Origin of the sequence: Cellulomonas sp., from assembly GCF_017744555.1 — a bacterium.
In the GTDB taxonomy this organism is placed as follows: Bacteria; Actinomycetota; Actinomycetes; order Actinomycetales; family Cellulomonadaceae; genus Cellulomonas.
This window is the reverse complement of record NZ_JAGIBD010000027.1, coordinates 19,694-41,984: the sequence shown is the minus strand read 5'-3', so window position 1 is coordinate 41,984 and position 22,291 is coordinate 19,694. Positions and strand designations below refer to the sequence as shown.

Here is a 22,291-nt window from a genome sequence, read left to right as displayed (position 1 = left end):
CCTCGCTCATGTTCACCAGGTGCGGGTGGTCCCAGCTGTGGTTGCCGATCTGCAGCCCGGCGTTCTTGTAGGTCTGCATGAGCGACGCGTTGTTCGACGCGTTCTGGCCGGTCGGGAAGACCGTCGCGGTGGCGCCGGCGTTCTTGAGGATGTTGACGAGGTTCGTCGTGTTGCCCGCGGTCGGCCCGTCGTCGAACGTCAGGCCGACGTAGCCGGCGGAGCAGCTGCCCGTCCAGCCGCCGGTCGAGCCGCCCCCGCCACCGCTGGTCGGCGTCGGCGTGGGCGTCGGCGTGCTGCCGCCACCGCCGCCGCTCGAGGTCGCGCACGTCGCGCTCGGCAGCGCGGTGCTGCCGTTCTTGTAGAGCGTGAGCCCGAAGCTGTTGCCGGAGCCGTTGGGCGTGATGGTGCGGGTGCTGCCGCTGCCGGAGACGGTGGCGTTCCAGCTGTTCTGCAGGCTCTGGCTGCCGTTGAACGTCGTCGTGACGGTCCACGACGTGGCGCCGCTGACGGTGTAGTTGACGTTGAAGCGGTCGGACCACTCCTCACCCTTGGTGACGCTCACGGTGCAACCGTTGCTGCTGCCGCCGCCGCTCGTCGGCGTGGGTGTCGGCGTGCTGCCGCCGCCCCCGCCGCCGGAGCCCTCGCTCACGGTGATGTTGGAGTTGCCGGAGGACTGGTACCCCTCGGTGGCCATGATCATGTAGTTGTGGTTCCCGAGGTTCATGCCCTTGGACGCCCATGCGTCGAAGTGGTTTCCGGTCGTGATGGTGCCGCCGGTCTTCTTCGACTGCCGCACCGACCAGTACTGGTAGAACGTCGAGTGGTCGCCCTCGATCGACGGCTTGTCGACCCGCTGCGTCCGGTAGATGTCGTACGTGCCGCCGTCGCTGGTGACGGTGCCCATGAACGTGCCGGTGGGCCGGTAGGTGCCCCAGTTGTCGACGATGTAGTACTCGACCAGCGGGTTCTGGGTCCAGCCGTACAGGGCGAGGTAGGCGTTGCCCGACGGGTTGAAGGACCCGGAGTAGTTGACCGTCTTGCGCCCACCGGTCGACCAGCCCTTGCCGGCCACGAAGTTGCCGGTGTTGGACCACTGCGTCGAGTAGTTGCCGCCGGACCCGAGGTCCATCGACACGGTGCCCTGCGAGTCGGTCCAGAACGAGTAGAAGTACCCGTTGTGGGTGCCGGTCCCGTTCGACGAGAGGGCGGCGGCCGGGTTGGCGGCGACGAGCGCGCCGACCACCACCGCGGACGACGCCGCGAGGGCGACGAGGGCGCGCAGCGATCTGCGCCCCCGGGTGCTGCGGATCAAGGTTGAGCTGCCGGACAAGGTGCACTCCTTCGTGTGTGCTTGCGGACATCTGTGTGCGCGCGGACGCCGAGGACGAGCCGTCCGGAACGAGTGGAGGCAGCCGTGGACGGTGCCCGTCTCGTTCGACCTCGTGCTGGTGGAGGGAGGCGCTCGAAACTATCGGTCATCGTGCACTCCTTCGTGCCGGGCGCCGACCGGGAGAGGGGCCATGCGCGCCGGTTCGCTGCGTGGGGACGGGCGGACCGGCTGCTCTGCGACCGACGGCACTGTCGGCCTGGAGCACCGTCGAAATCGTTATCGAGGCGAGTCTGCAACGCGTCGCAGGCGCGAGTGAAGAGCTCGATGCGGTGATGAACCGTTTAGGTCGGTCAACTCGCCCGCCGCTCGCCGGGCACACGGAGTGGGTCGATAGTTTCCGAAAGGATTCGACCCTGCCGGACCTGCGAACCTCAGGCGTGGGCGACCAGCACCCGGCCGTCGCGGACCTCCACGGCCCACGTCGCCAGGTCGACCGGCTCGTCCAGCACCGGCACCTTCCCGCCCGTGTCCAAGCAGGCGCCCGTGCGCAGGTCCCACACCTGCTTGTGCATGGGCGACGTCACGGTCGGGGCGTCGCCGACCGACCCGACGATCCCGCGCGACAGCACGTTCGCGCCGCAGAACGGGTCGTGGTTCTGCACGGCGAGCACGGTGTCGTCGGCGAGGCGGAACAGGGCGACCTGCCGGCCGTCGACGAGCGCGGCGGCTCCGCGCTCGGGCACGAGCGCGTCGAGCGCGCAGACGTCGGTACGCACGAGGACGGTGCTCACCGGGTCACCTCCAGGGTCCGGGCGACGCGTGGGTCGTGGTGGGCGGGCTCGCCGGGCCGGGCCGGGCGGACCTGGCCGCGCAGCGGGGTGTAGGCGAGGTCGGGGTCGGCCGTGGCCGGTGCGTTGACGAACGCGGCGAACCGGTCGAGCTTGTCAGGGTCGTCGAGCGCCTCGGCCCACTCGTCGCGGTAGTCGCCGACGTGGGCGGCGATCTCGGCCTCGAGGTCGGCGGCGATGCCCTGCGCGTCGTCGACGAGGATCGTGCGGAGCTCGTCGATGCCGCCGGGGAAGTCGGCGACGAACGGGGCGGTGCGCTGCAGGCGGTCGCCGTGCCGCACGTAGAACGCGAGGAACCGGTCGATGACCGCGACGAGCGTCTCGTCGTCGAGGTCCTCCGCGAGCAGGTCCGCGTGGCGGGGGTTCGCGCCGCCGTTGCCGCCGACGTACACGTTCCAGCCGTTCGCGGTGGCGATGACGCCGACGTCCTTGCCGCGCGCCTCGGCGCACTCCCGGGCGCAGCCGGAGACGCCGACCTTGAACTTGTGCGGCGTCCGCAGCCCTGCGGTACCTGTTCTCGAGCAGGATGCCCATGCCGACGGAGTCGCGGACGCCGAACCGGCACCACGCCGACCCGACGCACGACTTCACGGCCCGCAGCGACTTCCCGTACGCCTGACCCGACTCGAACCCGGCGTCGATCAGGCGCTGCCAGATGAGCGGCAGCTGGTCGATGCGGGCGCCGAACATGCCGATCCGCTGCGCGCCCGTGATGCGGGTGTAGAGGCCGAACTCGGCGGCCACGGCACCGATGGCCATGAGCTTCTCGGGCGTGATCTCACCGCCCGGCACCCGCGGGATCACCGAGTAGGTGCCGTCCTTCTGCAGGTTCGCCATGACGTGGTCGTTGGTGTCCTGCAGAGGGGCGTGGTCGCGCGAGAGCACGTGCCCGGCGCGCAGCGACGACAGGATCCCGGCGACCACCGGCTTGCAGACCGCGCACCCACGCCCCGTGCCGTGGGCCGCGACGATCTCGCTGAACGTCCGCAGCTCGCTCGCCGCGACGAGCGCGTACAGCTCGGCGCGCGGCATCGCGAAGTGCTCGCACATCGCCCTGGACACCTCGATGCCGCTGGCCTCGAGCTGCGCGTGGACGAGCTTCGTGACGACGGGGACGCACGAGCCGCAGACCGTGCCGGCCTTGGTGCACGCCTTGACCTCGCCGACCGTGGTGCAGCCGTGCTCGGTGACCGCCTCGCGGACCGCGCCTGCGGTGACGTTGGTGCACGAGCACACGACGACGTCGTCGGGCAGGTCGCCGCCGAGCTCCGGCGCGCCGCCCTCGGGCGCGAGGAACGCGGACGGGTCGGCGCCGAGCGGGCGGCCCAGCATCGGGCGCAGCTGCGGGTACAGCGCGGCGTCGCCGACGAACACGCCGCCGAGCAGCGTGCGGGCGTCGTCCGAGACGACGAGCTTGCGGTACGTGCGGGCGACCGGGTCGGTGAACGTGACCTCGAGCGCGCCGGGGGTCAGGCCGAACACGTCGCCGAAGCTCGCCGCGTCGACGCCGACGCCCTTGAGCTTGGTGCCCTCGGGTGCGGGCGTGTACAGCCGCGGGCCGCCGAGCAGCCGGTCGACGACCACGTCGGCCATCGCGTTGCCCGGCGCGACGAGCCCGGTGCACTCGCCGTCGAAGGACGCGCACTCGCCGATCGCCCACACCGCAGGGTCCGACGTGCGGCACGTCGCGCCGACGACGACACCGCCGCGCTCGCCGATCGCGAGACCCGACTCGCGGGCGATCCGGTCGCGCGGCCGGACACCCGTCGAGAACACGACGACGTCGACGGGGAGCTCGCCGTCGTCCGACAGCCGCATGGTCGCGACGGCCCCGTCGTCCGCCGCACCGAGACCCGTGCACGCAAGCGACGTGCGGACGTCCATGCCGAGGTCGTTGACGAGCACCCGCAGGGCCTCGCCGCCGCCCGCGTCGAGCTGCACGTTCATGAGGTGGTCGGCGAACTCGACGACCGTCGCGCTCGCACCGAGGCTCTGCAGCGCGGCTGCGGCCTCCAGACCGAGCACACCACCGCCGACGACCGCGCCGCGCAGCGGCCGTCCGAGCGCCGCCGACCGGTCCGCGACCCAGGCCCGCAGTGCCTCGAGGTCGTCGAGCGTGCGGTACCGGAAGACGCCCGGCAGGTCGACGCCGTCGGTGCGCGGCGTCCACGCCCACGAGCCCGTGGCGAGCACGAGCTGGTCGTACTCGACGACCCGGCCGCCGCGCGTCGTGACCGTCTGCGCGTCGCGGTCGAGCCGGGCGACGGCGTCGCCGACGAGGAGCGTGGTGCGCGGGTCGTCTCACACGGTCGGGTCGAGCGCGAGGTCGTCGGGGGTGCGGCCCGCGGTGACCAGCTCCGACAGGTGCACGCGGTCGTACGGGGCCCACGGCTCGTCGCCGAGCACCGTGACGTGCCAGCCGTCCTGCGGTGCGCGCTCGACGAGTCCTGCGACCAGGCGGTGGGCGACCATGCCGGCGCCGACGACGACGACCCGGCCAAGTGCGGGAGGGGGAGCGGTGCGCATGGTGGACCTTCCATGGGGATGTGCTGCCAGCATCTGCGCACGCCGGACGCCCCATCCGGGCCGTTGGACCCACGCAAACTCACACCCGCACCGGGGCCACTGAGAGATCCCCTCCGCCGCGCAGCGGAGACGGACGAGCGGCGGCTCAGCCGAGGAAGACCTGCCCGCAGAGCATGCCCTTCGGGCCGGACGTGCACCCGACGCCGATCTGCGTGTACCCGGGCCGCAGGATGTTCGCGCGGTGGCCCTCGGACCCCATCCACCCGGCGACGACCGCCGCGGCGGTCGGGTAGCCGAGCGCGAGGTTCTCGCCGAGCGTGCCGATGCCGCACGCGTCGACGATCTCGCCCAGCGGGTCGTGCTCGAACCGGCCCTCGGCGACGAGCCGATCGGTCCGTGCGACCGCCATCGACGTCGCGCAGTCGTTCACCGCGAGCTCGCCGAGGCCGGCCTTGCGGCGCTCGGCGTTCGTGAGGACGACGATCTCGTTGGCGAGCGCCACGGTCGCCGGGACCTCGACGGGCGGCGCAGCCGGTGCCGGTGCGGGGCTCGCCGGTGCCGCAGGGGCCTGGGTCGACCCGGACCCGGACCCGGAGCCGGAGCCGGTGCCGGTGCCGGTGCCACCGCTACCGCCCCCGGGCGCGCCGCCGCCGTCGGCGGGAGCTGCGGTGGTCGGGACGGGCGTCGGGGTGACCTCGGCGACCGTCGTGACGGTCGGCGACGTGCTCGCGGCCGGGGCGCTCGCGTCGCCTCGGGAGAGCCCGCGGCTGACCGCGTCCGCCGCCCGCTCGACGAGGGCCGCGCCGACGTTCGACGCCTCGAACCGTGCGCTCGGCGACTGTGCGCTCGCGAACGGGTTGAGCGCCGCACCGGTGACCAGCACGCCGGACAGGACCACGGTCCCGATGACCACCCGACGGGGGCGGACCTTCGCTCGTCGCCGCCGCGCGTCCCGCCGCCGCAGGTCACGACGTCGGGGGTCCGTCGGCGAAGGCATGCGGGCGACGTTATCGGATCGTTATCTCGAACGGAACACCTGTCCAGATCGCCGGGTCGGTCCGACTCGCCGACCAGGTCCGTACCGGGGCGATGCAGACGCCAGGCGGGCGTCCCGTCGGTGCTCACAGGTCGTCGAGCGCCACGTCCTCGTCGGCCAGGCGGGCGGGGTCGATCTCGCGCCCGACGAGGGCCCGGAGCTGGTCGTTGACGTCCCAGACGTTGACGTTCATCGCCGCCCGCACGCGCCCGTCACGCAGCCAGAACGCGACCAGCTCACGTGCCGCGACGTCGCCGCGCACCACGACCCGGTCGGCGGAGTCGGCGTGGCCGACGTACTCCATGCCCAGGTCGTACTGGTCGGTGAAGAAGTACGGCTGCCAGTCGTGCACGTCAGGTCGGCCGAGGATCGAGCGGGCCGCGAGCCCGCCCTGCCGGATCGCGTTGTCCCAGTGCTCGACGCGCAGGCTGTGCCCGAGCACGGTGTTGTGGGCGTTCGCGACGTCGCCCGCGGCCAGCACGGCAGGGTCGGCGGTGCGCAGGTGCTCGTCCACGGCCACGCCGTCCCCGTCGGCGGCGAGACCCGCGGCGGACGCGAGCGCGACGTTCGGTGCCGCGCCGACACCCACCAGCACGACGTCGGCGGGGACGAGCTCGCCGCCGGCCCGCACGCCGGTCACACGGCCGCCCGACCCCTCGTAGCCCTCGACCCCGACGCCGGTCCGGAGGTCGACGCCGTGCTCGCGGTGCAGCGCGGCGAACATCGCTGCCATCTCGGGGCCCATGACCCGCAGGAGCGGCTGCGCGGCGTACTCGAGCACGGTGACGTCGAGGCCGGCCTGCCGGGCGGCGGCCGCGACCTCGAGACCGATCCACCCGCCGCCGACCACGACGAGCCGTTGCGGCGTCGCGAGCACGTCGCGCAGCGCGTCGCTGTCGGTGAGCCGGCGCAGCGTGCGGATGCCGTCGAGGTCGGCGCCGGGGACGTCGAGCGTGCGCGGACGGGACCCGGTGGCCAGCACGAGGTGGTCGTAGCCGAGCGTGCTGCCGTCGGACAGCGCGACCGTCCGGGCACCCCGGTCGAGCTGGCGCGCGGTGGTGCCGAACCGGGTCGTCACGTCATGCTCGGCATACCAACCGGGCTCGTGCACGAAGACCTCGTCGCGCGGGCTGGTGCCCTGGAGGTAGCCCTTGGACAGCGGCGGTCGCTCGTACGGGCGGTCCGGTTCCTCGCCGACGAGGGTGATCGGTCGGTCGTCGCCCTCCTCGCGCAGCGTCGCGACGACGTGCGCGGCGGCGAGTCCGGCCCCGACGACGACGGTTCCTGACATGGCGACCTCCTGCGGGCGGTGCGGACGTGGCGACCTATGGGCGGACGGCGGCGAGGAACTCGGCGCGCGTGGCGGGGGAGTCCCGCACGAGCCCGGACAGGGCCGACGTGGTGGTGACGGCGCCGCCGGCGCGCACGCCGCGCAGGCTCATGCACATGTGCTCGGCCTCGACGACGACCCCGACGCCGCGGGGCTCGAGCTCCATGTCGATCCAGTCGGCGACCTGACGGGTGAGCCGCTCCTGCACCTGGGGGCGGCGCGCGAACATCTCGACGACGCGCGCGAACTTCGACAACCCGAGGATCCGCCCGCCGGGCAGGTAGCCCACGTGCGCGACGCCGACGAACGGCAGCAGGTGGTGCTCGCAGAGCGACTGGACCGGGATCGAGCGGACCACGACGAGCTCGTCGTACCCCTCGTCGTTGGGGAACGTCGTCATCTCGAACGGGCGTGGCGTGAGCATCGCCGCGTACGCCTCGGCCATCCGGCGGGGGCTGCGCTCGGTGCCCGGGCTGTCGCACGCGATGCCGAGGGCCTCGAGGAACGCGCGGGCGGCGTCGGTAGCGGCGTCGAGCCGGGCACCGGAGCGGCCGTCGAGCGCGGTGCCGAGGTCGGCGTCGTCGTGAGTCGTCAGGGTCACCGGCCGGCCTCGTCTCTATCGAACATACTTGTTTACGTTAGAAACCCGCGCCGGTAGTGTCAAGGAGATGGAGCACGTGACCACGGGGACGTTCGCGGCCGACGCCGAGGCGATCGGCGCGCTCGCCGACCCCGTGCGCCTGGCGCTGTACCGGTTCGTGGTCGCGCAGCCCGAGCCGGTCAGCCGCGACCAGGCCGCCGAGGCCGTCGGCGTGCCACCCCACCGCGCCCGGTTCCACCTCGAGAGGCTCGCGACGGACGGGCTGCTCGCGACGAGCCACGCCCGGCTCACCGGCCGCACCGGACCCGGCGCCGGTCGGCCCGCCACGCTGTACCGGCGAGCGCCGCGCGAGCTCTCGGTGTCGCTGCCCGAGCGCGAGTACGAGCTCGCCGGCCGGCTGCTGAGCGACGCCGTCGCCGAGTCCGTGCGCACCGGCGGGCCCGTGCTCGACGCCGTCGACCGGTCGTTCGCCGCGTACGGGCGCGCGGTCGGGCGGGCCGCGGACCCCGACGGCGCCGACCCCCTCGACGCGACGGCCGCCGTGCTCGCCGGTCACGGCTACGAGCCGCGGCGCGAGCGCGACGAGGTGCACCTGCACAACTGTCCGTTCCACGCCCTCGCACAGGCGCAGACGGACCTCATCTGCCACGCGAACCTCTGCCTGGTCGCGGCGGTGGCCGACGAGGTGGCGCCGGAGAAGGTCGACGCCCGGCTCGAGCCGCGGGCCGACCGGTGCTGCGTGGTCCTCGCCGCCCGGTCGTAGCGACCGGCCCGCCAGGTTCCGGGACGTTGGACCCGCGAACGCATCGGCGTATCCACGTATTTTTCTGACATAAGTCCTCTTTCGTCCGGCCCCCGCCGGCGACCATCGGACCCCGTACGCAGCGCCGCCGGCCCTCCAGCACGGCGGCCCCTCGAGCACGCCCGTCGTGCCCGCACACCCTCAGCTACCCACGCCACGAGATCGCACCCCGATCGGAGTCGACGATGACCTACCCCAGTGCGCTGCACTGGTTGCGCGGCCTGCCCGCGGGCACGGCGCCCGAGGGGGTGATCCCGCACCCTTTCGCCGACGGTGAGCACGCGGCGCCGTCCGCGCACCCGGCCGGTGAGGCGCCGTCCGACGTCCCGATCCTGCGGCTCGTCGAGGACACGCCCGAGGATCGCGACGAGGTCGCCGACCCCGACCCCGAGTCCGCTCCGCTGTGGGCCGAGTACGCGCTCACCCGGTCCAGGCCGTCCCGCGACCGGCTGATCCTGCACTACGCGCCCGTCGTCGCCCGGGTGGCCGCGCGGGTCGGCATGCGCCTGCCGCGCGCCGTCGAGCACGCCGACCTCGTCTCGTACGGGATGTTCGGCCTCATCGACGCGATCGAGAAGTACGACACCGACCGCGAGGTGAGGTTCGAGTCGTACGCGGTGACCCGCATCCGCGGCGCGATCATGGACGAGCTCCGCGCGGGCGACTGGGTGCCCCGTTCCGTCCGGACGAAGGCGCGTGCGGTCGACAAGGCGCACGCCGAGCTCGAGGCCCGGCTGCACCGGGCGCCGACCGACGAGGAGACCGCCGCCCACCTGCACATGTCGGTCCGTGAGCTGCGCGCGGTGTACGCCAAGCTCGCGACCGTGAACGTCGCGGCGCTCGACGAGCTGACCGGCGCGCGCGGCATCCCGTTCAAGGACACGCTGCGCGACGAGCGCTGCACCGACCCCGCGGGCGCGATCGACGCGGCGGAGACCAAGCACCTGCTGGCCCGCGCGATCGAGCAGCTGGGCGAGCGGGAGCGGATCGTCGTCGTCCTCTACTACTACGAGGGCATGACGCTCGCGGAGATCGGTCGCGTGCTCGGCGTCACCGAGTCGCGGATCTCGCAGATGCACACGGGCGCGATGCTGCGGCTGCGCACCCGGCTGGTCGAGGCCGAGCGGGGCTGACCCTCAGCCCTTCGGGGGGAACGTCGCGACGTGGTCGCGCGCGCGGGCGAGCCACCCTGCGGCCTCGTCGGGCGGCATCGTCGGCGGCAGCGCGAGGTAGCTGCGCAAGGGCCGGCCGCCCGGGCTGAACGGGGTCGTGCCCTCGAGAGCGGACAGCTCGGCGCGCGCCTCGTCGTCGAGCTTCACCCCCACGTCGTCGCCGTACAGGCCGGCGAACATGTTGCCGTTCACGTAGGCACCGAGGTGGCCGAACATCGGCTTGACCCGCACGCCGGGCCCGTCGGGGACGAGCGCGCGGAACCGGTCCTTCTGGGCGTCGGTCGCGCTGATCATCGACTCCCTCGCAGGACGGGAACGTGCCTCCGTTCTCAACGTATAGCGCACAGGGGGGCTTGCCGCCAGACCCCCTGCGCGGCGCAGACTTCCTGCCTCATCCCCGCCGACCACGGAACGAGGCCCATGTCCACGGACGCGTTCGACCTGCCCGCACGGCTCGCCCCCAAGGCCGACCCGGCGCTGATCGGCGACGACGAGCGCCACTTCGCGGCGATCGCGGAGAGTCTCGAGCAGACGCTCGCGGAGCTCACCGAGCGGCTCGACGCCGCTCGTCGGGCACCCGGACGCGGCGGCACGGCCGCGCTCGAGCGGGACCAGGAGGTGCACCGGCTGTCGTCGCGCCTGCGGACGCTGCGCCGGTTCGGGCTCGACCTGTGCCTCGGCCGGATGGTCGGCACCGACGGCGGGTCGCCGGTGTACGTGGGACGGCTCGGGCTGACCGACAGCGCGGGGCGACGGCTGCTCGTCGACTGGCGGTCGCCCGTCGCGGAGCCGTTCTTCGGTGCGACGCACGCGAACCCGATGGGCCTCGTCAGCCGGCGGCGGTACCGGTGGACCGGCGGGCGGGTCAGCGACTACTGGGACGAGGTGTTCACACCCGAAGGGCTCGTCGGGCACGCGGCGCTCGACGACGAGTCGGCGTTCGTCGCGAGCCTCGGGGCCAGCCGGTCGGCGCAGATGCAGGACGTGCTCGGCACGATCCAGGCCGACCAGGACGCGATCATCCGGCGCGGGTCGCGCGGCACGGTCGTCGTCGACGGCGGCCCCGGCACCGGGAAGACGGTCGTCGCGCTGCACCGGTCGGCGTACCTGCTGTACTCCGAGCCGCACCTCGGCCGGCACCGCGGCGGCGTGCTGTTCGTCGGCCCGCACGAGCCGTACCTCGCGTACGTCGCGGACGTCCTGCCGCGCCTGGGGGAGGAGGGCGTGCAGATCTGCACGCTGCGTGACCTCGTGCCCGAGGGGGCGGCGGCCCGCCCGGAGACCGACCCGGAGGTCGCCCGGCTCAAGGCGTCGGCGGACCTGGTGCGGGCGATCGAGCCGGCCGTGCGGTTCTCCGAGCGGCCGCCGACGGAGGGCCTGCTCGTCGAGACGCCGTGGTCCGACCTGTGGCTGAGCACGCAGGACTGGGCGGACGCGTTCGACTCGCCCGACCCCGGCACGCCGCACAACGACGCGCGCGACCAGGTGTGGGAGGAGCTGCTCGACATCCTGGTGAGCAAGAACGACGACGAGGACGTCCCGCAGGACCAGCTGCGCGGGTCGCTCGCGCGGAACCGCGACCTGGCGGCGGCGTTCAACCGGGCGTGGCCGCTGATCGACGCGACCGACCTCGTCGCCGACCTCTGGTCCGTGCCGGCCTACCTGCGGATGTGCGCGCCCGGCCTCACGCCCGACGAGGTGCGGGCGCTGCAGCGCGACGACACCCACGCGTGGACCGTGTCCGACCTGCCGCTGCTCGACGCCGCCCGGCAGCGGCTCGGCGACCCCGACGTCTCCCGGCAGCGTCGTCGCCGGGAGGCCGCGCTGGCCGCCGAGCGGGAGGAGATGAGCCGCGTCGTCGAGCACCTCGTCGAGTCCGACGACTCCGAGCTGCAGGTCATGAAGATGCTCCGCGGCGACGACCTGCGGGCCGCGCTCGTCGACGAGTCCGCGCACGCCGGCCCGGCGCCCGACGCGCTGGCCGGGCCGTTCGCCCACGTCGTGGTCGACGAGGCCCAGGAGCTCACCGACGCCGAGTGGCAGATGCTGCTCAGCCGCTGCCCGTCGCGCAGCCTCACCGTGGTCGGCGACCGGGCGCAGGCGCGCGACGGGTTCGACGGCACCTGGCACGACCGGCTATCGCGGATCGGGCTCGACGACGTCGACGTGCGCTCGCTCAGCGTCAACTACCGGACGCCGTCGGAGGTCATGGCCGAGGCCGAGCCGGTGATCCGTGCGGTGCTGCCGGACGCGAACGTGCCGACGTCGATCCGCAGCAGCGGCGTGCCCGTGGTGCACGGGTCGACGGCCGACCTCTCCTCGATCCTGGAGCGCTGGCTCACCGACGACGCCGACGGCGTCGCGTGCGTCATCGGCGACCCGACGTTCCAGGAGGTCCCGCGCGTCCGCTCGCTGACGCCGCAGACGGCCAAGGGGCTCGAGTTCGACCTCGTCGTGCTCGTCGACCCGGCGGGGTTCGGGGACGGGACCCGTGGGGCGGTCGACCGGTACGTGGCGATGACGCGCGCGACTCGGCAGCTCGTGGTGCTGACGAGCTGACCGGGACGAAAGGACCTGCCGGGCCCCGCGCCGGAGGACCAGGCTGGCGGGGTGCCCGATCGGCTGAGCGTGTACGACCGTGCGGAGCTGGCGACCGACGTCGGGCCCGGCCCGCGGAACGTCGCCGTGCTGCTCGTGCTCGCCGGACCTGTGCCGGACGTCGACGAGGTTCGGCGGCGGATGGCGGCCGCCGTCGCCCACGAACCGCGGCTGGGCGCGCAGGTGCGGCGCACGTGGCGCGGGCCCGTCTGGCAGGGCGGGTCGGTGGACCTGCGGGAGCACGTGCGGGTGCTGTCCGCACCCGGAGCGGACCCCGTCGAGATCGCGGTCGACGAGCTCCGGCGGCCCATGCCGCCCGGGCACCCGGCCTGGCGGCTGACGCTCGTGGACCTCGCGGACGACGAACGGTCCGCGCTCGTGTGGACCAACGGGCACGTGCTCGGCAACGGGCCGAGCGTGCTGGGCGTGCTCCTGGACCACCTGACCGACGGGCCACCCGCGGTGCCCTGGCGCACACCGGGTCGTCGGCCGTCGCCGGGGCGTGATCCGCGCGTGCGTGCCGGCCGGGCGGGTCGGAGCGCGCTCGTCCGGCCCGTGACCGCCGGGCTCACGGCCGCGCCCGTGAGCGTGGACGTCGCCGACCTGCGGGCAGGGGCTCGGACGTGCGGGGCGACGGTGAACGACGCGCTGCTGTGGGCGTGGGGACGGGCGTTCCGGCGGGCCGACGCGGCGGCCGGGGGCCCGGGCGAGCGCGTCGTCGTCTCGGTGCCCGTGACCGTGCCGGGGTCGCGGTTCGGGAACCGGGTCGGCGCGCTGCGCGTGCCCGTGCCCGACGGTCGCGGGTCGGCAGCAGAGCAGCTCGCCGCGCTCGCGGCCCGCACCCGCGACGCGAAGCGGCACGTCCGGCCGTGGACGTGGGCCCTGGCACCCGCCGGCGTGCTCGTCGTGCGCCGGCTCGGGCTGCTCCCGGCGATGCTCCGTCGTCAGCGGCTCATCTCGACGGTCGTCACGCACGCGCCCGGGCCGCCCGACGCGATGCACGTGCTCGGCGTGCCGGTGGTCGCGACCGTGCCGCTCGTGCCCGTCGTCGGGAACGTGACGACCGCGGTCGCGGCCGTGTCCGTCGGCGGGCGGCTCGACGCCGCGGTCGTCTGCTCGCCCGAGTCCGCCGGGCTGGCGCACGTGCTCGCGGACGACCTGCGCGACGGCCTGGCCGAGGTCGCCGCGCTCGCCGACGCGGCGCTCACGCCCACAGCCGACGCTCGGCAAGCACCTCGCGCAGCAGGTCGGCCCGGTCGCTGATGATCCCGTCGACCCCGAGGTCGAGCAGCGTGCGCATGTCGTCCGGGTCGTTCACCGTCCAGACGTGCACGGGCCGCCCGGCCCGGTGGGCAGCGCGCACGTGCCGGGCCGTGAGCACCTGCCGGCCACGGAACCGCCACGGCACCTGGTAGGCGTCGAACCCGCGGGTCGCACGGCCGCCGACCAGGAACGCCACGGCCTCCGCGGTCGCCGCCGACGTCGCCACCGGCCGGGACAGTCGCGCGACGGTCGCGTCCCTGCGGGCCGCCGAGAACGACGCGACGCACACGCGGTCGTGCGCGTTCGTGCGCTCGATCGCCGCAGCGACGGGCTCGATGCCCGACCGCTCCTTGACGTCGACGTTGACCCGCACGTCGGGCCACGCGCCGAGCAGGTCCTCCAGCAGCGGCACCGGCTCGCTCCCGCCGACGCGGGCGGCGCGGACCTCGGACCACGGCAGCTCGGCGATGCGGCCCGTGCGGTCCGTGGTGCGGTCGAGCGCCGCGTCGTGCATGAGCACCGCGTGCCCGTCGGCGGTGCCGTGCGCGTCCGTCTCGACGTACCGGTACCCGAGGTCGACGGCCGCCCGGAACGCGGCCATCGAGTTCTCGAGCCCGTCCGGGGCGAACCCGCGGTGGGCGAGCGCGGCGACCCAGCCGGGTGCGCCGAAGTACGGGTGCGTCATGCCGCGACCTCCGGGGTCCAGTGCAGCACGTCGCCGACCTGCGTGCGGCGGACACGCGTGCGGCGGGCGGCCAGTCTGGACGCATGACGTCACGGGAACCGCCGTGGTGAGGCGGGCCGAGGAGCTGCGGAGCGAGGCGGTCGCGGTCGTCGAGCGCGAGCGCGCCGCGCTCCGGGACCACGAGGAGCTCAAGTCCGACTTCTTCACGCGGCTGCTCGCGGGCGACGTCTGACCGATTCCTTTCGCGGGGCGTGGGGGTCTACCCCTCATGACGACCACGACGCAGGACCCGAACCGTGCCCACTGGGAGGCCGTCGCGCGCGGCGAGCCCGTCGACTGGGGTGCGCTCGCCACCTCGCCGGAGGGCGTCGACTGCGATGCGGTGGACGAGCCGCGCGGGCTCTGGCTGCGCCCGCGCGACGCCGTCCCCGGGGTCGCCGTGCTGGCCGTGCACGGCGGCGGGTTCGTCAGCGGCTCGGCGGGCACCCACCGGCGGACGTTCGCGCACCTGGCCCGTGCCGCGGGCGTCGCGGCGTTCGTCGTCGAGTACGGGCTCGTGCCCGACCACGTGTACCCGAGCCAGCTGGTCGCCGTGACGGACGCCTACCAGTGGCTCCTCGACCAGGGTGCGGGGCGGGTGGCGCTCGCGGGCGACTCGTGCGGCGCGACCCTCGCGCTCGCGCTCGCGGTGCACGCCCGGGACGACGGCCTCCCGCCGCCCGCGGCGCTGCTGCTGATGTCGGCGTGGACGGACCTGCTGGCGACCGGTGCGTCGTACGACGGCGGCCGCGACCCGTTCTTCACGCGGGACCTCGTGCGCGGGCTGGGCGCCGGGTACCTGGCGGGCGCCGACCCGCACGACCCGCTCGCCGCTCCCGTGCACGCCGACCCGCACGGTCTGCCGCCCACGTACCTGCAGGTCGGCGCGGACGAGGCGCTGCTCGACGACAGCCGGGCGGTCGCCCGTCGTCTGGCTGCCGCCGGCGTCGACGTTCGGCTCGACGAGTTCGAGGGCCAGGTGCACTCGTTCCAGATGGCCGCGGGCCGGAGCCCGGTGGCCGACGACGCGATCGGGAGGGCGGGAACGTGGCTGCGGTCGACACTGGTCCCGTGACGTTCGAGGAGGAGTCCGCCGGGCTGCGGCCCGAGCTCACCGCGCACGCCTACCGGATGCTGGGGTCGTGGGACGAGGCCGAGGATGCCGTCCAGGAGACGTACCTGCGCGGGCACCGGTCGTGGGACGGCTTCGAGGGGCGGTCGTCCGTGCGCACGTGGCTGTACCGGATCGCGACGAACGTGTGCCTCGACCTCGCCCGTGACCGCGGGCGCCGGGCGCTCCCGTACGGGCACGTCGACGCGCTGCCGACCGAGCGCTGGGTCCAGCCGTTCCCGGGCGACCGCGACGACCTGAGGCTCGCGCTCGTCGCCGGGATGCAGGCCCTCCCGCCCGCGCAGCGGGCCGTGCTGCTGCTGCGCGACGTGCTGCAGCTCCCGGCCGACGAGGTCGCGTCGATCCTCGGGACGACCGTGCCCGCCGTCAAGAGCAGCCTGCAGCGCGCCCGGGCCCGGCTCGTCCGGATTGCACCGACGCCGCACGACGTCGTCGAGCCGTCGTCGCCCGAGGCGCGGCGGCTGCTGGACGTGTACGTGCAGGCGTTCGAGACCGCGGACGTGGGGCTGCTCACCGCGGTGCTGCGGGCCGACGCGACGCTCGCGCTCGTGCCCGACGGGGCGTGGTTCGACGGCAAGGTCGCGTGCGCGGGGGTGCTCGCCGATGCCGTGGGGACGCCCGGCGACTGGGTGATGCGGCCGACCGTGGCGAACGGTGCGCCGGCCGTCGTGGTCCGGCTGCGCGGCGAGCCGTTCGGGGTCGCGGTGCTCGACGTGCGGCGCGACGGGATCGCCGGGATCACGGTGTTCGCCGACGCCGCGCTCGTCGAGCGACTCGAGGTGAGGTCGCGTCGATCGCTCATGTGACGGGCAAATGATGTGTACGGACGTACGCATCGTCGCCTACCCTGGACCCGTGACCACCGACTACTTCGCAGGCGACCCCCGCACCCACCGCGAGCGGATGCTCGCGGGCGACCTCTACCTCGGCGGCGACCCCGAGAGCGGGCGCATCGCCCGCGAGGCGTTCCGCCTCACCGACGCCTACTACCGCGCCGAGTCCGCCGGCGAGCCCGACGCGCGCGAGCACCTCACGGCGCTGCTCGGCACCCTCGGCGAAGGTGCCTACGTCAAGCCACCTCTTTTCGTCGACTACGGCGAGAACATCCACATCGGCGCCCGCACGTTCGTCAACTACAACCTCATGGCGCTCGACGTCGCGACCATCACGATCGGCGAGGACTGCCAGATCGGCCCCAACGTCCAGCTGCTCACGCCGACGCACCCCATCGCCCCGCAGCCGCGCAAGGACAAGCTCGAGGCCGCCAAGCCGATCACCCTCGGCGACAACGTGTGGCTCGGTGGCGGCGTCATCGTCTGCCCCGGCGTCACGATCGGCGACAACACCGTCGTCGGTGCCGGCGCGGTCGTCACGAAGGATCTCCCTGCGAACGTCGTCGCGGTCGGCAACCCCGCACGCGTCGTCCGCGAGATCACGGAGGAATGAGCGACGGCGCCGCGGCGAGGTCGCGGCGGTACGACCCCGGCCGCCGCGACCGCATCGTCGACGCCTGCCTGCGGGTGATCGGCGAGGCCGGTGTGGCGGGGACGTCCAACCGCCGGGTCGCCGCGGCCGCCGACGTGCCTCTCGGGTCGATGACCTACCACTTCACCGACACCGACGAGCTGCTCCACGAGGCGTTCTCGCGATTCGCGCACGCGATGAGCGACCGGTTCGAGCAGGCCATGGCCGGGGCGCGCGACGTCGACGAGGCCCGGCGGGCGGTCGTCGACCTCATCAGCGTCGACGTGCTCGCCGACCCCCGCGAGCTCGTCCTGACCCACGAGCTGTACACGCTCGCCGCCCGGGACCCCCGCTACCGGCGGCTCACCCACGCGTGGATGGCCCGGAGCCGGCGGGCGCTCGAACGCCACTTCGACCCGACGACCGCCCGGCTCCTCGACGCCCTCATCGAGGGCCTGACGATCCATCGCGCCCTCGACACCGAGCCGCACCGCCGCGACGAGGTGGTCCGTGCGGTCGACCGCATGACGCGCAGCTCCACCGCAGGACCGGCAGCGACGCGCTGAGCACACCGAAGGTCCCGCCCGGCCCGTCGCGCGATCGCGACGAGCCGGCCGGGACCGGCGCGGCGGGGAGCCTCAGCCCAGGACGACCTTGACGCCGCCGGAGAAGGCCGAGTCGTGCAGCTCCACGCTGGTGGGCGTCACGCCGACCGGGACGTCGAACACGACTGTCCCGTCGATGCCGTTCCCAGGGTTGATCTCGGACATCCAGCTGTCCGCGTCGTCGAGGTAGATCGACGCGCTCGAGTTCGCGGAGTACTCCTGGCCGTCCGCGTTGAACGCCTTCTGGTTGTCGGCGAAGAAGTACTGAGGCTTGTCGCCGATGTTCGTCGCCCGGACGTGCACGAGGCAGAACTGACCCTGCGCCGTGGTGTTGATGTACTCGTCTCCTAGCGTCGTCTGGCCGCACTCGACACCTGTGACGACGAACTCGAACTTGCCGTCGCGTACGGGCGTGTTGAGGCCGGCGGCCGCGGGCGCCGGCTCGGGCGCGGCGGGTTCAGCCGGCGCCTCGGAAGGCGTCTCGGTCGGCGCCTCGGCCGGCGGCGCCTTCTCGTCGGCCGGCGCGACGGCCACCGTGTCGTCGGCGGCAGCGGGTGCGCCGTCGTCACCGCCGCCCGATGCGATCGCCGCGACGACGAGCACGGCGGCCGCCGCACCGACGCCGGTGAGGACCTTGTGGCGATTGATCCAGCTGCCCTTCGGCTTCGCGATCTCCGCGGGTTCGGAGTCGTCCACCCAGAGCTGCCAGCCGTCCGGCACCGGCCCCCAGGCGGGGTCCGGCTTCCAGTCGGCGGGCGGCGTCCACCCCACGGGCGGTGCGGGCCAGTTCGGGGGCGCGTTGAAACGCAGAGCCATGGATGAGTCCTCCGATCGAGCCGCGTCACCTCTCAGTGGGCGACGCGGAGGCAGCTCAGCGGGGATGCGAGCCGCGGGCCGTCCACGCTAGGTTCGCCCACGCCTACGCCTTGCGGACCTAGGACCCTCAAGTCCGGCGCATGGCCGCGTGACCTGCGGCGGGGTGGGTGGCCCTTCACCCGCCTTTCGGGCGGCGAACTGTGCGCGAGTCGCCGGACGACCGGCGGTTCGTGGTTCCGCCTGACGGGTCGCACCGGTCATGCTCGACCCTGAGCACCGCCGACCGACGGGGAGACCATGAGCACGCAGCGAGTCCATGCCTTCCTCGACGAGCGCGACCTCGCGCCGCGCCTCATCGAGACGGACGCCGACACGTCGACCGTCGAGACCGCCGCAGCCGCGCTCGGCGTCCTGCCCGCGCAGATCGCCAAGACGCTCGCGCTGCGGGCCGGGGACCGGACGCTGCTGGTCGTCGCGTGCGGTGACGCGCGGATCGACAACGCGAAGTTCCGCGCGCAGTTCGGCGCCAAGCCCCGCATGCTCTCGGCGCCGGAGGTCGAGGCGCTCACGGGTCAGCCGGTCGGCGGCGTCAGCCCGTTCGGCCACCTCGAGGCCGTCGAGGTGTGGCTCGACGCGTCGCTGCGGGCGTTCGACGTCGTCTACCCGGCCGGTGGGAGCCGGAACAGCGCGGTCCGCCTGACGCCGTCCGAGCTGGCCGACGTCACCGGTGCGGGCTGGGTCGACGTCACGAGGACGGCGGGCGTCCAGGCGTGACTGAGCCGAGCTCGTCGCGGCGACGCGTCAGGTAGGCCGTCTCCGCGGTGTTGCCGGCCAGCCCGATCGCGTCGTCGTACGCCGCCCGCGCACCGTCCGCACGGCCCAGCCGCCGCAGCAGCTCGGCGCGGGTCGCGTGGAAGGCGTGGTACCCGGCGAGCGCGCCGCCGAGCTGGTCGACAGTCGCGAGCGCCACCTCCGGCCCGTCGAGCTCGGCCACCGCGACCGCGCGGTTGAGGGCGACGACCGGGGACGGGTCGAGCCGCACCAGCTGGTCGTAGAGCGCGACGATCTGCGACCAGTCGGTGTCGCGCGCCTCGCGGGCGGACGTGTGGACCGCGTTGATCGCGGCGAGCACCTGGTAGCGGCCCGGGGCCTCGCCGGACGCCAGCCGCTCCCGCACCAGCGCGTGGCCTTCCGCGACGAGCGAGGAGTCCCACGCGGTCCGGTCCTGCCGGTCGAGCGGGATCAGCTCGCCGTCCGGCGAGACGCGCGCGAGGCGGCGGGCCTCCGTCAGCAGCATGAGCGCGAGCAGCCCGGCGACCTCGCCGTCGTCGGGCAGCTGGGCACGGACCAGACGCGTCAGCCGGATCGCCTCGGCGGTCAGGTCGGCGCGCACCGGGTCGGTGCCCGGGCCCGTCGCGAGGTAGCCCTCGTTGAACACCAGGAACAGGACCGCGAGCACGCCGGACACGCGGGCCGGCAGGTCCTGCGCCGACGGGACCCGGTACGGGATGCGGGCTGCCTTGATCTTGGCCTTCGCGCGCGTGATCCGCTGACCCATCGTCGGCTCCTGCACCAGGAACGCCCGGGCGATCTCCGGCACGGTCAGCCCGCCGACCATGCGCAGCGTCAGCGCGACGCGGGTCTCTGGCGCGAGCGCGGGGTGGCAGCACGTGAAGATCAGCCGGAGCCGCTCGTCCTCGACCGCCCCGAGTGGGGGAGCCGGGTCGTCGTCGTGCCACATGACCGCCGCCCTCTGCTTCTCGCCGCGCTTGCTCTCACGCCGCAGCCGGTCGATGGCGCGGCGGTTCGCCGTCGTGGTCAGCCAGCCGCCCGGGTTGACGGGCACGCCGTCCCTCGGCCAGCGCTCGACGGCGGTCGCGAACGCCTCCGCCGCCGCGTCCTCGGCGACGTCGAGGTCGCCGAACCGCCGCGTGAGGGCCGCGACGACCCGGGCCCACTCCTCGTGGTGTGCCCGGGTGATCGCCTCCGTGACGTCGACCGTCACAGGAACGGCCGGACCTCGAGCTTCCGGTGACAGGCCTTCGACCCCTCGACGGCGAGCGCGAGCGCCTCGTCGAGGTCCTCCGCCTCCCAGACCCACAGGCCGGCGACGTGCTCCTTCGTCTCGACGAACGGCCCGTCCGTCACGGCGGGCGGTCCGTCGGCCCGGCTGTCGACCGTCGTGGCGCTGGACGGGGCCGCGAGCCCGCCGGCGAACACCCAGTGGCCGCCCGCGCGGAGCTTGTCGTTGAACACGTCGATCGCCGCCATCTCCTCGGCGGTCCCGGTCGAGCTCCCGTCGTGGATCACGGACACCAGGTACTGCATGCGGCCATCTCCTGAGGTCGGCGGCCGCTCGGGGTGAACGGCCCGTCATCCTTGCTACGAACGACTCTGCCGCGATCCGACAGCCGGCGCGTCACCTGGTGCCCGGCGCGCCCGTCGCGGGGCGCGCCGAGCACGGCGTCAGGAGATGACGGCCGTCTTCGCCGACGTCACGGAGGCCGTGGCGTAGCCCGTCTTCTTGCCGGTGACCTTGACGGTCATCGTCTTGCCGCGGTCAGCGGAGACGAGCTTGTACGTGCTCGCCGTCGCGCCGCTGATCGCGGTCCCCGAGCGGTACCACTGGTACGTGAACGTCACCGGGGACGGGCCCCACGTGCCGGGCTTGGCCGTGAGCGTGGAGCCGACCGTGCGCGTGCCGGAGATCGTCGGCGTCGCCGTGGTCAGCTTGCCGAGGATCGCGGAGGTCGCCGCGGAGGTCTTCGACGCTGTCGTGAAGCCCGACTTCGAGCCGGTGACCTTGACGGTGAGGGTCGCGCCCATGTCCGTGGTGGTGAGCGTGTAGGTGCTCGCGGTCGCGCCGCTGATCGCGGTGCCGGACCGGTACCACTGGTACCTCAGCGTCACGGGGGCCGGTCCCCAGGTGCCCGGTGCGGCGGTCAGGGTCGACCCGACGACCTTGGTCCCGCTGATCGTGGGCGTGGCCGCGGTGAGCGTCCCGGTGACGACCGTGACCTGCGCCGTCAGGTGGAGCTCGCCGTCGCCGACGACGGTCATCCGGACGGAGATCTTCTTGCCGACGTGGGCGGCCGTCGGCGTGAACGTGCCCTCCTGCCCGGCCTGGCCGCCCACGGGGACGCCGTCGACGAGCCACTGGAACCCTGCCCACGCGTCGGGCTGGGACAGCGTGCCGTAGGTCGGCGTGAGGACGCTCCCCGGCACGGGGGTGCCGCTGATCGTGAGCGGGCTCGACGTGGTGGGCACGGTCGCGCCGACGGTCCCGGCGTAGCCCCACCGGCTCATCGTCTTGTAGCCGGAGCGCGTGGCCGTGACGGCGACCGTGAGCGCGCGGCCGCCGAGGTCGGCGGTGGGGACGAACGTGGCGGCGGTGGCTCCCGGGATGTCGGTCAGGCCGGAGTCGCCCGACACCATCCACTGGTACGTGAGGGCGGCGTCGGTCGGCTGCCACGTGCCGGTCTGCACGGTGAGCGTGCCGCCGACCGTCGCGCTGCCCGTCACGAACGGGTCGACCGGGGTGAGCGACAGGCCCGCCGACGGCAGGACGACCGTGAGGTCCTTGCGCTGGCCCAGCGCGTCGAACGACACCGGCGTGGCCTGGTCCAGGGTCGCGCCCGTGGTCCCGGACGACGTCCAGCAGCCGTCGACGTGCCGCTCGGCCGGGGTCCACGCCTCGTCGGGGAAGTCGGGGGAGTCGTAGTAGTAGTCGTCCCTGAAGCAGAGCTTGTACTGGTGGCCCGGCTCGGCCTGACGCCACATCGACCCGGTGGCGTCGGTGAGCAGCGGGCCCATCTGCATGCCGAACCAGTCGCCCTGCTCGGGACGGTACTCGTACACGTTCCAGATGACGTTCCGCAGCGGGTTGCCGGCGGTGTCGACGGCGTGGCCTGCGATGCCCGTGTCCTCGGCGGTCGCGGCCGTTGCCGGTCCGGCGATGGCGGGCAGCAGCCCGACCACGAGGGCGGCGGCGACGGCCGCCACCGCGGCGGACGTGCGGCGGGACGGTCGGTGACGGTGCGGCAC

At 73.9% G+C, this 22,291-nt stretch carries 21 protein-coding genes and 1 pseudogene (1 of these 22 only partly in view); 10 read left to right on the top strand and 12 right to left on the bottom strand.

What is annotated here, in order from left to right:
- From J7523_RS15690 to folE, 6 genes and pseudogenes are all read right to left on the bottom strand, one after another.
- Window positions 1-1,330 carry the 5' portion of a glycoside hydrolase family 11 protein gene (locus J7523_RS15690; protein ID WP_291888614.1) on the bottom strand. 53 nt of this gene lie to the left of the window's left edge, so only the first 1,330 of its 1,383 coding nucleotides appear in the window; its start codon is at window positions 1,328-1,330; its stop codon lies off the left edge, out of view.
- A gap of 431 nt (window positions 1,331-1,761) precedes the next feature.
- Window positions 1,762-2,121 carry a nitrite reductase small subunit NirD gene (gene nirD / locus J7523_RS15685; protein WP_291888612.1) on the bottom strand — a complete coding sequence of 120 codons (360 nt, stop codon included), beginning with the start codon at window positions 2,119-2,121 and terminating at the stop codon, window positions 1,762-1,764.
- Window positions 2,118-4,704 (bottom strand): annotated as a pseudogene (nirB, locus tag J7523_RS15680) (nitrite reductase large subunit NirB). Before nirB ends, nirD begins: the two are co-directional and overlap by 4 nt.
- Before the next feature lie 145 nt (window positions 4,705-4,849).
- Window positions 4,850-5,701 (bottom strand): CAP domain-containing protein, encoded by an 852-nt coding sequence (locus J7523_RS15675; RefSeq protein WP_291888611.1) that lies wholly within the window; start codon window positions 5,699-5,701, stop codon window positions 4,850-4,852.
- A gap of 124 nt (window positions 5,702-5,825) precedes the next feature.
- Window positions 5,826-7,031: an FAD-dependent oxidoreductase gene (locus J7523_RS15670; RefSeq protein WP_291888609.1), complete on the bottom strand. Its 1,206-nt coding sequence runs from the start codon at window positions 7,029-7,031 to the stop codon at window positions 5,826-5,828.
- A gap of 34 nt (window positions 7,032-7,065) precedes the next feature.
- Window positions 7,066-7,671: a GTP cyclohydrolase I FolE gene (gene folE / locus J7523_RS15665; protein ID WP_291888607.1), complete on the bottom strand. Its 606-nt coding sequence runs from the start codon at window positions 7,669-7,671 to the stop codon at window positions 7,066-7,068.
- Window positions 7,672-7,738: 67 nt separating this feature from the next.
- Between folE and J7523_RS15660 the strand changes: the two genes are divergently transcribed.
- A complete protein-coding gene (locus tag J7523_RS15660) occupies window positions 7,739-8,434 on the top strand; it encodes a helix-turn-helix domain-containing protein (protein ID WP_291888605.1) in 696 nt (231 codons plus the stop codon).
- Between the two features lie 224 nt (window positions 8,435-8,658).
- On the top strand, window positions 8,659-9,606 hold the full coding sequence (locus J7523_RS15655; RefSeq protein WP_291888603.1) for a FliA/WhiG family RNA polymerase sigma factor: 948 nt from the start codon (window positions 8,659-8,661) through the stop codon (window positions 9,604-9,606).
- Between the two features lie 3 nt (window positions 9,607-9,609).
- Here the strand turns inward: J7523_RS15655 and J7523_RS15650 are convergent, their stop codons facing one another.
- Window positions 9,610-9,939: a TfoX/Sxy family protein gene (locus J7523_RS15650; RefSeq protein WP_291888601.1), complete on the bottom strand. Its 330-nt coding sequence runs from the start codon at window positions 9,937-9,939 to the stop codon at window positions 9,610-9,612.
- 126 nt (window positions 9,940-10,065) lie between these two features.
- On the opposite strand from J7523_RS15650, the gene helR reads away from it, so the two are divergent.
- Entirely contained in the window at window positions 10,066-12,204 is a 2,139-nt protein-coding gene (gene helR, locus J7523_RS15645; RefSeq protein WP_291888599.1) for an RNA polymerase recycling motor ATPase HelR, read from the top strand.
- 51 nt (window positions 12,205-12,255) lie between these two features.
- Window positions 12,256-13,506, top strand: a complete 1,251-nt coding sequence (locus tag J7523_RS15640; RefSeq protein WP_291888597.1) for a WS/DGAT domain-containing protein — start codon at window positions 12,256-12,258, stop codon at window positions 13,504-13,506.
- Here J7523_RS15640 and J7523_RS15635 read toward each other — a convergent pair.
- A complete protein-coding gene (locus tag J7523_RS15635) occupies window positions 13,448-14,191 on the bottom strand; it encodes a glycerophosphodiester phosphodiesterase (RefSeq protein WP_291888595.1) in 744 nt (247 codons plus the stop codon). The genes J7523_RS15640 and J7523_RS15635 overlap by 59 nt on opposite strands.
- A gap of 106 nt (window positions 14,192-14,297) precedes the next feature.
- Here J7523_RS15635 and J7523_RS15630 point away from each other — a divergent pair, with 106 nt between their 5' ends.
- The 5 genes from J7523_RS15630 to J7523_RS15610 are packed head-to-tail and all read left to right on the top strand — an operon-like array spanning window position 14,298 to window position 17,392.
- On the top strand, window positions 14,298-14,423 hold the full coding sequence (locus J7523_RS15630; RefSeq protein WP_291888593.1) for a hypothetical protein: 126 nt from the start codon (window positions 14,298-14,300) through the stop codon (window positions 14,421-14,423).
- Between the two features lie 36 nt (window positions 14,424-14,459).
- Window positions 14,460-15,305 (top strand): alpha/beta hydrolase, encoded by an 846-nt coding sequence (locus J7523_RS15625; protein WP_291888591.1) that lies wholly within the window; start codon window positions 14,460-14,462, stop codon window positions 15,303-15,305.
- A complete protein-coding gene (locus J7523_RS15620; protein ID WP_291888589.1) occupies window positions 15,302-16,168 on the top strand; it encodes an RNA polymerase subunit sigma-70 in 867 nt (288 codons plus the stop codon). Before J7523_RS15625 ends, J7523_RS15620 begins: the two co-directional genes overlap by 4 nt.
- A 49-nt stretch (window positions 16,169-16,217) precedes the next feature.
- A complete protein-coding gene (locus J7523_RS15615; protein WP_291888587.1) occupies window positions 16,218-16,808 on the top strand; it encodes a sugar O-acetyltransferase in 591 nt (196 codons plus the stop codon).
- The gene (locus J7523_RS15610; RefSeq protein ID WP_291888586.1) at window positions 16,805-17,392 is read left to right on the top strand and encodes a TetR family transcriptional regulator; all 588 of its coding nucleotides are present in this window, start codon (window positions 16,805-16,807) and stop codon (window positions 17,390-17,392) included. Before J7523_RS15615 ends, J7523_RS15610 begins: the two co-directional genes overlap by 4 nt.
- A gap of 72 nt (window positions 17,393-17,464) precedes the next feature.
- Here the strand turns inward: J7523_RS15610 and J7523_RS15605 are convergent, their stop codons facing one another.
- Window positions 17,465-18,247 carry a DUF4352 domain-containing protein gene (locus tag J7523_RS15605; protein WP_291888584.1) on the bottom strand — a complete coding sequence of 261 codons (783 nt, stop codon included), beginning with the start codon at window positions 18,245-18,247 and terminating at the stop codon, window positions 17,465-17,467.
- Between the two features lie 297 nt (window positions 18,248-18,544).
- Between J7523_RS15605 and J7523_RS15600 the strand changes: the two genes are divergently transcribed.
- Complete coding sequence (locus J7523_RS15600) at window positions 18,545-19,021, top strand: YbaK/EbsC family protein (protein ID WP_291888581.1); 477 nt, start codon at window positions 18,545-18,547, stop codon at window positions 19,019-19,021.
- Here J7523_RS15600 and J7523_RS15595 read toward each other — a convergent pair.
- From J7523_RS15595 to J7523_RS15585, 3 genes are all read right to left on the bottom strand, one after another.
- The gene (locus J7523_RS15595; protein ID WP_291888579.1) at window positions 18,993-20,252 is read right to left on the bottom strand and encodes an RNA polymerase sigma factor; all 1,260 of its coding nucleotides are present in this window, start codon (window positions 20,250-20,252) and stop codon (window positions 18,993-18,995) included. The two genes, J7523_RS15600 and J7523_RS15595, sit on opposite strands and share 29 nt — an antisense overlap.
- Window positions 20,249-20,575 carry a YciI family protein gene (locus tag J7523_RS15590; protein WP_291888577.1) on the bottom strand — a complete coding sequence of 109 codons (327 nt, stop codon included), beginning with the start codon at window positions 20,573-20,575 and terminating at the stop codon, window positions 20,249-20,251. The genes J7523_RS15595 and J7523_RS15590 overlap by 4 nt, the downstream gene beginning before the upstream one ends.
- 138 nt (window positions 20,576-20,713) lie before the next feature.
- Window positions 20,714-22,291, bottom strand: coding sequence for a hypothetical protein (locus J7523_RS15585; RefSeq protein WP_291888575.1), 1,578 nt, complete (start codon window positions 22,289-22,291; stop codon window positions 20,714-20,716).